This window comes from Candidatus Pelagibacter sp. PS_10_02 (genome assembly GCF_059418005.1).
On record NZ_CM182076.1, the window covers coordinates 164,866 to 177,541 of the forward strand.

15 protein-coding genes and 1 rRNA gene are annotated in these 12,676 nt (G+C 25.2%); 15 read left to right on the forward strand and 1 reads right to left on the reverse strand.

What is annotated here, in order from left to right:
- Positions 1-36: 36 nt before the first annotated feature.
- Both AC5SL1_RS00880 and AC5SL1_RS00885 read left to right on the forward strand, forming a co-directional pair.
- Positions 37-789, forward strand: a complete 753-nt coding sequence (locus AC5SL1_RS00880) for a glycosyltransferase family 2 protein (protein ID WP_494599905.1) — start codon at positions 37-39, stop codon at positions 787-789.
- Positions 786-1,802, forward strand: a complete 1,017-nt coding sequence (locus AC5SL1_RS00885; RefSeq protein ID WP_494599907.1) for an MraY family glycosyltransferase — start codon at positions 786-788, stop codon at positions 1,800-1,802. Before AC5SL1_RS00880 ends, AC5SL1_RS00885 begins: the two co-directional genes overlap by 4 nt.
- On the opposite strand, the gene AC5SL1_RS00890 is transcribed toward AC5SL1_RS00885, so the two are convergent.
- On the reverse strand, positions 1,792-2,463 hold the full coding sequence (locus tag AC5SL1_RS00890; RefSeq protein WP_494599909.1) for a glycosyltransferase family 2 protein: 672 nt from the start codon (positions 2,461-2,463) through the stop codon (positions 1,792-1,794). The genes AC5SL1_RS00885 and AC5SL1_RS00890 overlap by 11 nt on opposite strands.
- Positions 2,464-2,554: 91 nt before the next feature.
- On the opposite strand from AC5SL1_RS00890, the gene AC5SL1_RS00895 reads away from it, so the two are divergent.
- The 13 genes from AC5SL1_RS00895 (at position 2,555) to AC5SL1_RS00955 (ending at position 12,673) form a co-directional block, all read left to right on the forward strand.
- Positions 2,555-4,258, forward strand: a complete 1,704-nt coding sequence (locus tag AC5SL1_RS00895; RefSeq protein ID WP_494599911.1) for a DUF8201 family protein — start codon at positions 2,555-2,557, stop codon at positions 4,256-4,258.
- A complete protein-coding gene (locus AC5SL1_RS00900; RefSeq protein WP_494599913.1) occupies positions 4,255-4,989 on the forward strand; it encodes an FkbM family methyltransferase in 735 nt (244 codons plus the stop codon). The genes AC5SL1_RS00895 and AC5SL1_RS00900 overlap by 4 nt, the downstream gene beginning before the upstream one ends.
- Positions 4,986-5,768 carry a glycosyltransferase family 2 protein gene (locus AC5SL1_RS00905; RefSeq protein ID WP_494599915.1) on the forward strand — a complete coding sequence of 261 codons (783 nt, stop codon included), beginning with the start codon at positions 4,986-4,988 and terminating at the stop codon, positions 5,766-5,768. The genes AC5SL1_RS00900 and AC5SL1_RS00905 overlap by 4 nt, the downstream gene beginning before the upstream one ends.
- On the forward strand, positions 5,765-6,583 hold the full coding sequence (locus tag AC5SL1_RS00910; protein ID WP_494599917.1) for a Rossmann-fold NAD(P)-binding domain-containing protein: 819 nt from the start codon (positions 5,765-5,767) through the stop codon (positions 6,581-6,583). The genes AC5SL1_RS00905 and AC5SL1_RS00910 overlap by 4 nt, the downstream gene beginning before the upstream one ends.
- Entirely contained in the window at positions 6,580-7,620 is a 1,041-nt protein-coding gene (gene gmd, locus AC5SL1_RS00915; RefSeq protein WP_494599919.1) for a GDP-mannose 4,6-dehydratase, read from the forward strand. The genes AC5SL1_RS00910 and gmd overlap by 4 nt, the downstream gene beginning before the upstream one ends.
- Positions 7,617-8,561 (forward strand): GDP-L-fucose synthase family protein, encoded by a 945-nt coding sequence (locus AC5SL1_RS00920; protein WP_494599921.1) that lies wholly within the window; start codon positions 7,617-7,619, stop codon positions 8,559-8,561. The genes gmd and AC5SL1_RS00920 overlap by 4 nt, the downstream gene beginning before the upstream one ends.
- Positions 8,561-9,442 carry an NAD-dependent epimerase/dehydratase family protein gene (locus AC5SL1_RS00925; protein WP_494599923.1) on the forward strand — a complete coding sequence of 294 codons (882 nt, stop codon included), beginning with the start codon at positions 8,561-8,563 and terminating at the stop codon, positions 9,440-9,442. The genes AC5SL1_RS00920 and AC5SL1_RS00925 overlap by 1 nt, the downstream gene beginning before the upstream one ends.
- Positions 9,443-9,496: 54 nt before the next feature.
- A 5S ribosomal RNA gene (gene rrf, locus AC5SL1_RS00930) occupies positions 9,497-9,611 on the forward strand.
- Between the two features lie 11 nt (positions 9,612-9,622).
- Positions 9,623-9,748, forward strand: a complete 126-nt coding sequence (gene ykgO, locus AC5SL1_RS00935; RefSeq protein ID WP_006997331.1) for a type B 50S ribosomal protein L36 — start codon at positions 9,623-9,625, stop codon at positions 9,746-9,748.
- Between the two features lie 5 nt (positions 9,749-9,753).
- Entirely contained in the window at positions 9,754-9,864 is a 111-nt protein-coding gene (locus AC5SL1_RS00940; RefSeq protein WP_494599925.1) for an aa3-type cytochrome c oxidase subunit IV, read from the forward strand.
- 9 nt (positions 9,865-9,873) lie between these two features.
- Positions 9,874-10,962: a Re/Si-specific NAD(P)(+) transhydrogenase subunit alpha gene (locus AC5SL1_RS00945; protein ID WP_494599927.1), complete on the forward strand. Its 1,089-nt coding sequence runs from the start codon at positions 9,874-9,876 to the stop codon at positions 10,960-10,962.
- A 4-nt stretch (positions 10,963-10,966) separates the two neighbouring features.
- A complete protein-coding gene (locus tag AC5SL1_RS00950; RefSeq protein ID WP_494599929.1) occupies positions 10,967-11,272 on the forward strand; it encodes a proton-translocating transhydrogenase family protein in 306 nt (101 codons plus the stop codon).
- Positions 11,273-11,278: 6 nt separating this feature from the next.
- Complete coding sequence (locus tag AC5SL1_RS00955; protein ID WP_494599931.1) at positions 11,279-12,673, forward strand: NAD(P)(+) transhydrogenase (Re/Si-specific) subunit beta; 1,395 nt, start codon at positions 11,279-11,281, stop codon at positions 12,671-12,673.
- Positions 12,674-12,676 lie beyond the last annotated feature (3 nt).

A 12,676-nucleotide genomic window follows, 5' to 3' on the forward strand; every position in this document is an offset into this window, starting at 1 on the left:
ATTTACTATAGATAAAATTGTAATAAACTTAAATATATGGATTTAGTTAGTGTTATCATGCCGTATTACAAAAAAAAGAAATATATTGAACTAGCTGTCAATTCAGTAATACAACAAACTTACAAGAATTTTGAATTGATTATTGTCCATGATGATGAAAATAAAGAAGATCTAAATTTCCTTAAAAATCTTATAAAAAAAGATAAAAGAATTAAACTTTATATTAATAAAAAAAATTTAGGAGCTGGGAAATCCCGGAACAAAGGAATTAAATTGAGTCAAGGTAGTTTAATAGCTTTTTTAGATGCGGATGATTTGTGGACAAGAAATAAGCTTAAAAAACAAATTTTTTTTATGAAAAAAAATTTAGTAGACATTTCGCATACCTCTTATCATATCATTAATTCTGATAATAAGATAATTGGAAGTCGAAGAGCTAAGGATATGAATCATAAGTTACTATTAAATTCATGTGATATTGGCTTATCAACGGTAATAATCAAAAAAGAATTAATCACAAATAAAATAAAATTTGCTAATATTAATACTAAAGAGGACTATGTTCTTTGGCTTAAAATTACATTAAATAATAAAAAAATTTTTGCTCTAAAAAACAACTTAACAAAATGGAGAAAGTTAAATGACTCTCTTTCAGCATCTAAAATACAAAAGCTTTATGATGGTTATTTAGTTTATAGAAAATATATGAATTTTAGCCTAGCAAAATCCTTTATCTATTTGCTGTTACTTTCATTCAACTATGGTTTAAAAGAATTAAGAAACAAATGAATATAATCTTATTTATTTCAGTTATATTTTTAACTTTAATCTTAAACCTTATACTTATTAAAAAAAGTTTATTTTTAAATTTTAAAGGTGATAATCACCAAAAATTTATTGACTCAAAAAACATACCACTTTCTGGTGGTTTAATTTTAATTTTTACATCATATTATTATCTCAATCTATTAAACTTTACTTATGTTTTTTTTATATTTTGTGTTGGCTTTTTATCAGATATAAAAAAAATTAATTCACCAAAATTGAGATTTATTATTCAAACTTTAATAGTTTTAGGTGTTGTGTATTTTTCTTCTATTACAGTTCCTCAGACTAAAATAATTTTTTTAGATCAATTACTGACAAATAATACATTTAGAATATTTTTTTCAATATTTTGTATTTTAATTATAATTAATGGTTGTAATTTTATAGATGGAGTAAACACATCGCTTGTTGGATATTGTTTAATTATTTCTTTAAGTCTTCACTATCTTGACTTAAACGGCGTTGAAATAAGTCAAATTGTGGATTTTTATAATTTAATACCTGTATTGATAGCACTACTCATATTAAATTTTTTTAATAAACTTTATTTGGGTGATGGAGGGTCATATTTTTTAGGCTTATTATTTGCCTTATGTTTGATAAATACTTATCAAATCAATAATAATATTTCTCCATATTTTGTCGTTTGTTTGCTTTGGTATCCAGCTTTTGAAAATTTATTTTCAATCTTAAGAAAAAAAAAATTATCAAGATCACCACTCGACCCAGATACCAACCACTTACATCAAATTATTTTTTTATATTTAAAAAAAAATTTTAATATTAAAAGTATTTATTTAAACACAATGACTGGCATGATAATCAATATTTATAATTTAATGTGCATTGTAATTGCTACTCAGTTTTATAGTCACACAAAAACACAAATATTAATAATAACAGTTAATATAATTGTTTATCTATTTTTGTATAAAAAGTTACTGCATAAAAAACTAAAAAATTTTAAAGCTTAGTAAAAAATAATTTTATCATGTGTTTTAATATTAAGAATCCATCTATAAAAGCATTAACCTTTTTCTTGCCCGCAATTCTTTTTCGTTCATAAGAGTTTATACTCCCTAATTGCATTTTCATTTTTTTTGCTTTTATTGGTAGTTCAACACAAAAAGAGAAGTTTTTTTGAGTTAAATCTAGCATATTTGCTTGTTCAGTTTTACCAACTATAAAGGTGTATAAAATGTCGCTAATAGTGAGTTTAAAAAATATTTTACCAATATATGTAAATATGTAATTACCAACTAGTGTTATTATTGTATCGTCTTCACTTCCTGAGTTAGCTTGATATCTAGATGCAAATATAAAATCTAATTTTTTAGATTGTAAAGTTTTGAACATTTGGTTTATTTCTGAAGGATTAAAAGATCCATCAGCATTAAAAATACAAAAGTATTTTGTCTTGCACTGCTTGATTCCTTGAATTAAAGCATCACCGTATCCTGAGTTTTCTTGATAAATTATATTTACATCATATTCTTTGATTGCTTGAATTGTGTCTAAGTCAGTGACGTGTAAAATAATTTCTATTTTATAATTATATTTTTTTAATTCATCTAAGACAATTGGAAGACTTTCTGCTTCATTTTTTGCAGGTATTATCAAGGTTAGTTCATCCATTTATGTTAATTATTTAGACAATGGTTAATTTAAATTTTATAAACAAAATTAATATATCAATAAAATATAAGTTAATAACAATATTTACATAATGTATAATTTTTTCATATTTATTACATATTACTTTCTAATTCTTACGTCTATAGTTGGCTATGGCCTATATTCTCTAAAATTACTAAAAATTAAATTTAATTTTATTAACTTTGGATATGCAGGTTTATTTGGAATTTATATATTAATTGTATATTCGTATTTTAGCAATCTTTTTATTGCTCACACTGAAATTCATAATCTTACAATACTCTTTATTGGATTAATTTTATTTATTTATTTGGTAAAACAAAAATATTCTTTGTATAAAAGTGAAATTATTTTTTCTTTTATAGTTTTTATTTTATTATTTTGTGCTGTACTTCAATTTAAAAATCATGACGATTTTCCATATTATCACTTTCCTTATGCATATTATCTAACACAACAAAGTTTACATTTAGGAATTGGCCAATTTAATCATGGCTTTAGAACACCATCATCTATATTTTATATAAACTCTTTATTTTATTTGCCTTATGCGAAATTTTATTTATTTAACTTTACTTCTTTATTTGTCTTAGGATTTGCAAACATTGTTCTTCTAAAGAAAATCCATAATTATTTTAAATTTACATTTGCTAAAGTTGAGCGATTAAATTTAATTCAATTTTTAAGCTTACTTTCATTTGTTTTTATAAATATATTTTTTTATAGGATATCTGAATATGGAACCGACCGGGCTGCAATGATATTGATATTCTTATTCATAATTGAATTGTTAAATTTTATTAATTTAAAGACTGTTAAAACTTTTAATTTATTTTATATATATTTCCTTGGTGCATTGATTATTTCTATTAAAAGTTTTTATATTTTATACATAATTTTTTTTATTCCATTATTTTTTTATATCTTAAAAAAAAATAAAAATTATTCTCAAACCTGGTATTTTTTAATAATTAATAAATATTTTGTATTATTTTTATTTTTATTTTTATTTGTTTTATTTACATATTTTATTAATACGGGCTGTTTAGTTTATCCATTAAGTTTAACGTGTCTTAATGGGATCAATTGGGGCATACCATTGACACAAGTTGAACAAATGAATGAATGGTATGAGTTGTGGTCGAAGGGAGGTGCGGGTCCAAATTTTAGGATAGACAATCCTGAGGAATATATAAAAAATTTTAATTGGATAAGTAATTGGGTTGATATTTACTTTTTTAATAAAGTAAGTGACTTTATATTAGGTATATTATTGTTAATTTGCATATTCCTCTTTTTCTTTAGAAAAAGCTTTTTTAAAAAAACAATAATCATTGTAGACCCTCATGTGTATTTAGTTTATTTGTCAATTTTGATCTTAGGCATTGAATGGTTTTATAATCATCCATCCCTTAGGTATGGTGGTTACCATATTATAGCTTTATTAATATTTATTCCAATATCAGTAAAACTTGGATCCTCTCAAATTGACCTAAAAAAATATTCAAAAATTTGTATTGTATTAGTTTCTTTAACTATAGTTATTTTTTTATTGAGGAATATAAATAGAATAGCTAATGAAGTTGAGCTATATAGCTACAAACCAATCATGCAAACTTACTATCCTATTGATGAAAATCATTTCAGAATACAAAAAATAATGGATCAATTAATAGAACAATATAATAACTGTAAAAAAAATAAAAATTTTAATTGTAATAAAAATGTTAAAATAAAAAAAGTAATGGGTAAGATTATATTTATAAATCAATGATTCAAAAAATAATCCTATGGGGACTTAGTTTATTTGATTACTCTTATCAAAAAAAGTGGATTAAATTTTTAAAAAAAAATAAGTATAATGATTTTAAAATTCTTGTAGATATTGGTGCACACAAAGGAGAGTCAATTAAACTCTTCTCAAAAAATTTTATTATAAAAAAGATTATTTCTTTTGAAGCAAGTCCAATTAATTTTGAATTTTTAAAAAAAAAAATAGATGAAAATAAACAAGAATATAATAATACCGAGATAGTTTTAGAAAATATAGCTCTTGGTGCAGAAAATAAGATTATTGAATTTAACCAGTTTAATGAAAGTTCATCATCAACAATTAAAGATATAAATAAAGAGTCTAAATATTATAAAAGAAAATTTAGATTAATTAATTTTTTAAATAATAAAAAAACTTTCCAAAAAATAAAAATAAAAGTATTAAAGTTAAAAGATTATATTGAAAAAAATAATATAAAAAAAATAGATTTTATTAAAATAGATACGGAAGGATATGAATTTGAAATATTATTAGGCTTAGAAAATAAAATTAAATTAGTTGATATTATTATGTTTGAACATCATTATGATAACATGATAAAAAAAGGTTATACTTTTGAAAATATCAACAAGTTATTAATTAAAAACAATTTTAATAAAATATATAAATCTAGAATGCCTTTTAGAAAAACATTTGAATATATTTATAAAAGAGAAGAGTCTATAAATTGAAAGATATTGCAGTATCCGTATTAATTGCTAATTATAATAATGAGAGGTATTTAACTGAATGTATTGACTCTATAAAAAAACAAATCTACCAAAATATAGAAATAATAATTCATGATGATGCATCATCAGATAATTCTGTTAAAAAAATTAGTAAATATAAAAACATAAAGATTATAAGAAATAGAAAAAGAGGAAAATATGGTTCTTATAATCAAATGAATGCATACTATAGAGCTTTTAAAAAAAGTAAGGGTGAAATTTTATTTTTATTAGATAGTGATGATTTTTTTAAAAAAAATAAAATAAAATTCATAACCAATTTTTTTATAAAAAATAAACAAATATCCTCATTGTTTGATTTGCCTATTTACAAATATAAAAATGAATTAAAATTTATTAAAAATAAAAAATTTTTTTTCCCCAATTATTGGCCGTATATCCCACCTCAAAGTTGCATTGTAATAAAAAGAGATGACTTTATTAAAATGTTTAGAAAAATAAATTTTAATTTATTTCCTGATATTTGGATGGATTTTAGGATTGGTTTGTATTTAAGATATATTAAAAAAGATTTTAATATTTTAGATAAAAATCTAACTTACTATAGACAATCTCAAGGTATGATTTCATCAAATTTTAAATTTTTGTCATTTGCATGGTGGAGAAGACGTAAACAAGCTCATGATTATGTTCAATATTTTTTTGATAAAAATAGAATAAATCATGCAAAAAACTTAGACTATTTATTAACAAATTTTATTTATTTTTTTATAAAATGAAAAAAAAAATATTGATTATTGGTAAAAATGGACTTATTGGCAAAAACTTATTCAACTATTTTAAAAGTAAGAAAATAAATATTTACAGGATTGGTTTCAGAAGTTTTCTTAAAAATAAGAATATAAATAATTTTGATATTATCATTAATTGTACATCTAACCATAAATTTGTAAAAAATAAATATGCTAATAAAAATGACAATGATCTTATAATTGCTGAAAAAATTATAAATTTAAAGACTAAATTGGTTATGCTAAGTACTAGAAAAATTTATAAAACTAAATTTAATATTAAAGAATTAGATAAAAAAGAACCAAATTGTAATTATTCAAAAAATAAACTTATATCAGAAGTTTCTGTAAAAAAAATTCTTAGATCAAGAGTTTTAACTTTAAGAGTTTGTAATATTATTAATTTCCCAAATAAACATAAGAGAAAACTTCATAATACTTTTAGTGATATTTTTTTTGAAATGGCAAAAAAAGGTTTTATTTATAATAATAAGAAGATATTCAAAGATTTCATTTCTATTAGTAAATTTAATCAAATTGTTTATGAATTGATTAAAAAAGATTCTTTTGGAATATTTAATATATCCTTAGGTAAGAAAATCTATATAAACCAATTGATTGCTTGGTTAAATTTTTATAATACAAAAAAAATAAAAGTTATTAATCCAAAAAATAGTTTTAATAATGATAGTTTTACATTAAATAATAATAAACTTATGAAAAAAATTAAAATTAAAAATAATGTTTTAGAGCTTAAAAACGAATGCTTAAGAATAAGCAAAATTTTTTTTAATAAAAAATGAAAAAAAAGATAGCTTTAATATTTGGAATTACAGGCCAAGATGGCTCTTATCTTGCTGAATTTTTACTTAAAAAAAATTATATAGTTCATGGTGTTAAAAGAAGATCGTCTTCATTCAACACCGGTAGAATAGATCATCTTTACCAAGATCCCCATGAGAGAAAAAGAAAATTTATTTTACATTATGGTGATATCACTGATGCTATTTCTGTATCATCAATAATTAAAAATATTAAACCTGATGAAATTTATAATCTTGCTGCACAATCACACGTTGCAGTGTCGTTTGAAGTTCCTGAATATACAGCCAATGCTGATGGACTTGGTGCTTTAAGAATTTTAGAAGCAATTAAGTTTCACGGTTTTGAAAAAAAAACTAAATTTTATCAAGCGGGTACTTCAGAAATGTTTGGAAAAGTTATTCAAATACCTCAAACAGAAAAAACACCTTTTTACCCAAGAAGTCCCTATGGTGTTGCAAAAGTTTATGCACACTGGATAACTGTTAATTATAGAGAAGCCTTTAATATTTTTGCTTGCAATGGGATATTATTTAATCATGAAAGCCCAGTTAGGGGCGAAACTTTTGTTACAAAAAAAATAATTATGGCTCTATGTAGAATAAAATTAAAAAAACAAAAAAAATTATTTTTAGGTAATTTGGATGCTAAACGAGATTGGGGTCATGCAAAAGACTATGTTGAAGCAATGTGGAAAATGTTACAAAAAAAAACACCCGATGATTATGTAATATCAACAGGAAAACAACATTCAGTAAAGGATTTTATAAATTTATCACTTAAAGAGCTCAATATAAAATACTCATGGAGAGGTAAGGGAATTCATCAAAAATGTTATGATGAAAAAGAAAATTGTTTTATAGAGTGCGATAAAGAATATTTTAGACCATTAGAAGTAGACACCTTACTTGGTGACTCAAGTAAAGCCAGAAAAGAATTAAATTGGAAACCTAAATACAATACCATCAAACTTGTGAAAGAAATGGTGAGTGAAGAGTTAAGTAATTTATTAAAGTGATAAATTTAAATTCTAAAATTTATGTAGCTGGACATAATGGCCTAGTTGGAAGTGCAATTGTAAGAGAGTTGAAAAAAAAAGGATATAATAATATTCTAGTAGCTAGTAAAAAAAGATTAAATCTTATTAATCAATCAAAAGTTCTTAAATTTTTAAAAAAAAATAAACCAGCTTTTATTTTTTTAGCAGCAGCAAAAGTTGGTGGAATATATTCTAATAAAAAATATAAAGCAGATTATTTATATGAAAATCTAGCAATCCAATCTAACATTATAAATGGTGCTTATCTTTCAGGAGTTAAAAAGCTAATATTTTTAGGCTCAAGCTGTGTTTATCCTAAAAATTGTAAACAACCAATCAAAGAAAGCTATTTATTAACAGGTGAGCTTGAGCCAACAAACGATGCCTATGCCATAGCAAAAATTGCTGGAGTAAAACTATGTGAAAGTTACAATTTACAATACAAAACAAACTACACTTGCTTAATGCCAACTAACACTTTTGGTCCTAATGATAATTATGATGAGTTAAATTCCCATTTTTTTCCTGCGTTGATTAGAAAAATTCATAAACTTAAAAAAAGTAAAAGAAATTCTCTTGTTTTGTGGGGCAATGGTAAAGCAAAAAGAGAAGTTATTCATGTTGATGATATTGCTAATGCTTGTGTTTATTTTATGAATAAAAAGAAAAAACCAACACTCATCAATATTGGAACTGGCAAAGATTTTACAATTGAATACTATGCAAAATTAATTGTGAAAACTATTTTACCAAAAAAAAAAATTAATATTAAATATAATTTAAATAAACCTAATGGAGTTAAAAGAAAGGTTATGGACATATCCTTAGCAAAAAAATTTGGATGGAAAAGCAAAATTGACCTTAAAAAATCTATATTAGATACCTACATATCATATAAAAAGGAAATTAGGGAACTTTAATGAAAAATATTATTATTGTAACAGGAGGAGCTGGATTTGTTGGTTCCAATCTAATTGCTTTATTGCTCAAAAGAACAAAATTTAAAATTATTAGTATAGATAATTACTCTACAGGTAAAATAAAAAATCATATAAATGATAGCCGAGTTAAATATATTAGAGGAAATACAAAGAATGTTAAAAAAATATTAAAAAAAGAAATTAATAAAATAAAAACTATATTTCATTTTGGTGAGTTTTCTAGAATTTATCAAAGCTTTTTAAATATGAATGATTGCATCGACTCTAATAATATTGGTTCTCATGAGGTATTTAATTTCTGCCTTTTAAATAAAATAAAACTTGTGTATTCAGCAACATCAGCAAGTATTGGCAATAGAGGAAATGATAAAAATTTATCTCCATATGCATTTACTAAAGCTAAAAATTTAGAATTATTGGAGAACTTAAAAAAATGGTTTAATTTTAAATTTGAAATACTGTATTTTTATAATGTTTATGGACCAGGTCAAATAAAAACAGGACCAATGTCTACTGTAATAGGAATATTTGAAAATCAGTTTAAAAGAAAATTACCATTAACAGTTGTTAGGCCAGGATCGCAATCTCGAAGATTTACACATATCAACGATACTGTTGAAGCCTGTTATTATGCATGGAAAAAAAATCAGTCTAAGCACTACAGTATATCTAATAGGAAAAGTTATACAATTATTGAAGTTGCAAAATTATTTAATGTTAAAATTAAATTACTACCATCCAGAAAAGGTGAAAGATATGCATCAGCTTTAACAAGCATGAATTTATCGAATAAAGTTCATAAATTGTTTGGAAAAATTGACCTTGAGGATTATGTGAAGAATATTGTTAAAAATGACTAAAAAAAGATTACAATTCCTTGTTTACAAAATAATTATTTTAGATATAACACTTTCGCCGGTGATTATTGCGAAGGGGTAATACCCGATCCCATTCCGAACTCGGAAGTCAAGCCCTTCAGCGCCAATGGTACTTTGTCTTAAGACACGGAAGAGTAGGACATTGCCGGCTAAAAAAAAATTATGAAAATTAAAAGCTCGTTAAAATCCCTAAAAAAAAGAGATCTTAATTCTAAATTAGTTAGAAGAAGAGGAAGAGTTTATATAATTAATAAAACAAACCCAAAGTTTAAAGCAAGACAGAAGTAATTTTTATGGATAACCAAGACCATAAAAATACCTGGAATAATTTCACAAAATTTGTCTTGTGGGGAACTGTCGCTGTTATAGCTGTATTAGTTTTAATGGCATTATTTTTATTGTAGAGTTCTCTTATGAGAATTGTTTCAATTTTAGAAAATCAAAATATTGAGAAAAGAATTGCAATTACTCCTGAGATTGCAAATAAATATATAGCTCTTGGTTTTGAAATTTCTTTGACCACTAAGTATGGTGAACACTTAGGCTTTAAAGATAGTGAGTATAAAGATTTAGGCGTTGAAATTTCTTCTAACGAAACAGAAATATTAAGTAAAGCTAATATTATTATTCAGTTAAGCTTATTATCTGATGAAAACTTCTCAAATTTAAAAGAAAACCAAACGCTTATTGGAGTATTCAATCCTTATGCTAATAAAGAAAAAATAGAAAATTTATCTAAAAAAAATATTAATGTTTTTTCTTTAGAAATGTTACCAAGAATAACTAGAGCTCAATCAATGGATATACTTTCTTCCCAAGCTAACCTTGCCGGTTATAAAGCGGTGATTGAGTCGTTTGCAAATTTTGAAAAAGCAATTCCAATGATGATGACAGCAGCTGGTACTATTCCAGCAGCAAAAGTATTAGTGGTTGGTGCGGGCGTTGCAGGTCTTCAAGCAATTGCAACTGCAAAAAGAATGGGTGCAATCGTATTTGCAACAGATGTTAGATTAGCTTCAAAGGAACAAGTTGAAAGTTTAGGTGGAAAATTTTTAACAGTACAAGGCTCTGAAAACCTTGAAACTGAAGGTGGTTATGCGAAAGAAGCTTCAGAAGAATTCAAAAAAAAACAAGAGGATTTATTAGCAGAAACTTTAAAAAAAATTGATATTGTAATATGCACAGCTTTAATCCCAGGCAAAAAAGCTCCATTAATTATTAAAGGTTCAATGATTGAAAATATGCAGCCTGGTTCAGTTATTTATGATCTGGCAGCAGTTCAGGGTGGAAACGCTGAATTTACAGAAGTTGATAAAATTGTAGTCAAAAATGGTGTAAAGATTATGGGTGAAACCAATATACTTAATAAGCTTCCAGTTTCAGCATCAAACCTATATTCAAAAAATGTATTTAATTTTGTATCCAACTTATATGATAAGGAAAATAAAAGGATTAATATTAATTTAGAAGATGAAATAATAGAAAAAACTTTAATAAAATAAACTTATGGAAATAGACCCTTTTATATTTAGATTAAGTATCTTCATTTTATCAATTTTTATAGGCTATTATGTCGTATGGAGTGTAACCCCATCTTTGCATACTCCATTAATGTCAGTTACTAACGCCATATCATCAGTAATTATTGTTGGCGCAATAATCGCAGGTTTAGCTGGTGTAGGCACTGATAGTATTTTTACTGTTTCTAATATTTTAGGTTTTCTAGCAATATCACTTGCAGCGGTGAATATATTTGGAGGATTTTTAGTAACGCAAAGAATGCTTCAAATGTATAAAAAAAAAGAAAGATAAATAATTATGTCAGCAAATTTATCAGCTATATTTTATTTAATTTCTGGTGTTCTGTTTATATTAGCACTAAGAGGACTTTCATCACCTGAAACTTCAAGGCAAGGTAATTTCTTTGGAATCTTGGGTATGATTATTGCAATTACAGTTACCTTTTTAACAGTTGGAAATTTTTCTAGTGGATTGATTTATGTACTAATTTTTTTAGCAGTGGGTGGGTTAATAGGAGCTTTCATAGCTTACAAAATACCAATGACAGCAATGCCAGAATTAGTTGCAGGTTTTCATAGCTTAGTTGGTTTATCAGCAGTATTTGTTGCAATCTCAGCTTTTTTAAATCCACAAGCTTTTAGTCTTGGATCACCAGGAGATATAAAACTTGCAAGCTTAATTGAAATGTCAATAGGTGCTGCAGTTGGTGCCATAACATTTTCAGGTTCAATAATTGCTTTTTTAAAACTTCAAGGAATAATGTCAGGTTCACCAATTACTTTTAAAGGGCAGCATTTTCTTAATGCTTTATTGTTGATCTCAATAATAATTTTAACTTACTTGTTATGCTCATCCCAGTCCTCTAATTTCTTTTGGATATTAATAGCTGTTTCATTTTTAATAGGATTTTTATTAATTATCCCTATTGGTGGGGCAGACATGCCAGTAGTAATATCTATGTTAAATTCATACTCTGGTTGGGCTGCTGCAGGAATTGGTTTTACTTTAGAAAATACTGCATTGATTATAACAGGAGCTCTTGTTGGATCTTCAGGTGCAATTTTATCTTACATAATGTGCAAAGGTATGAACCGTTCTTTCTTTAATGTAATCTTAGGAGGATTTGGTGCAACAGAACAATCCGCATCATCTGGAAATAAAGAACAAAAACCTGTTAAGAGTGGTAATGCTGAAGATGCAGCTTTCTTAATGAAAAATGCATCATCTGTTATAATTGTTCCAGGTTATGGAATGGCTGTAGCTCAAGCACAACACGCACTAAGAGAGATGGTAGATACCTTAAAGAAAAATGATATTAAGGTGACTTATGCAATTCATCCTGTAGCAGGAAGAATGCCGGGACATATGAATGTATTGTTAGCTGAGGCAAACGTTCCTTACGATGAGGTTTTTGAACTTGAAGAAATTAATAATGATTTTGCTAACGCAGATGTTGCATTTGTAATTGGGGCAAATGATGTAACAAATCCAGTTGCAAAAACTGACCCTCAAAGCCCAATTTATGGAATGCCTGTATTAGATGTTGAAAAATGTAAGTCTGTATTATTTGTAAAAAGAAGTTTATCTCCTGGATATGCTGGAATTGATAATGACCTATTTTATAAAGAAAATACTTTAATGCTATTTGCTGATGCAAAAAAGATGACTGAAGACATAACTAAAAATCTTTAAGAC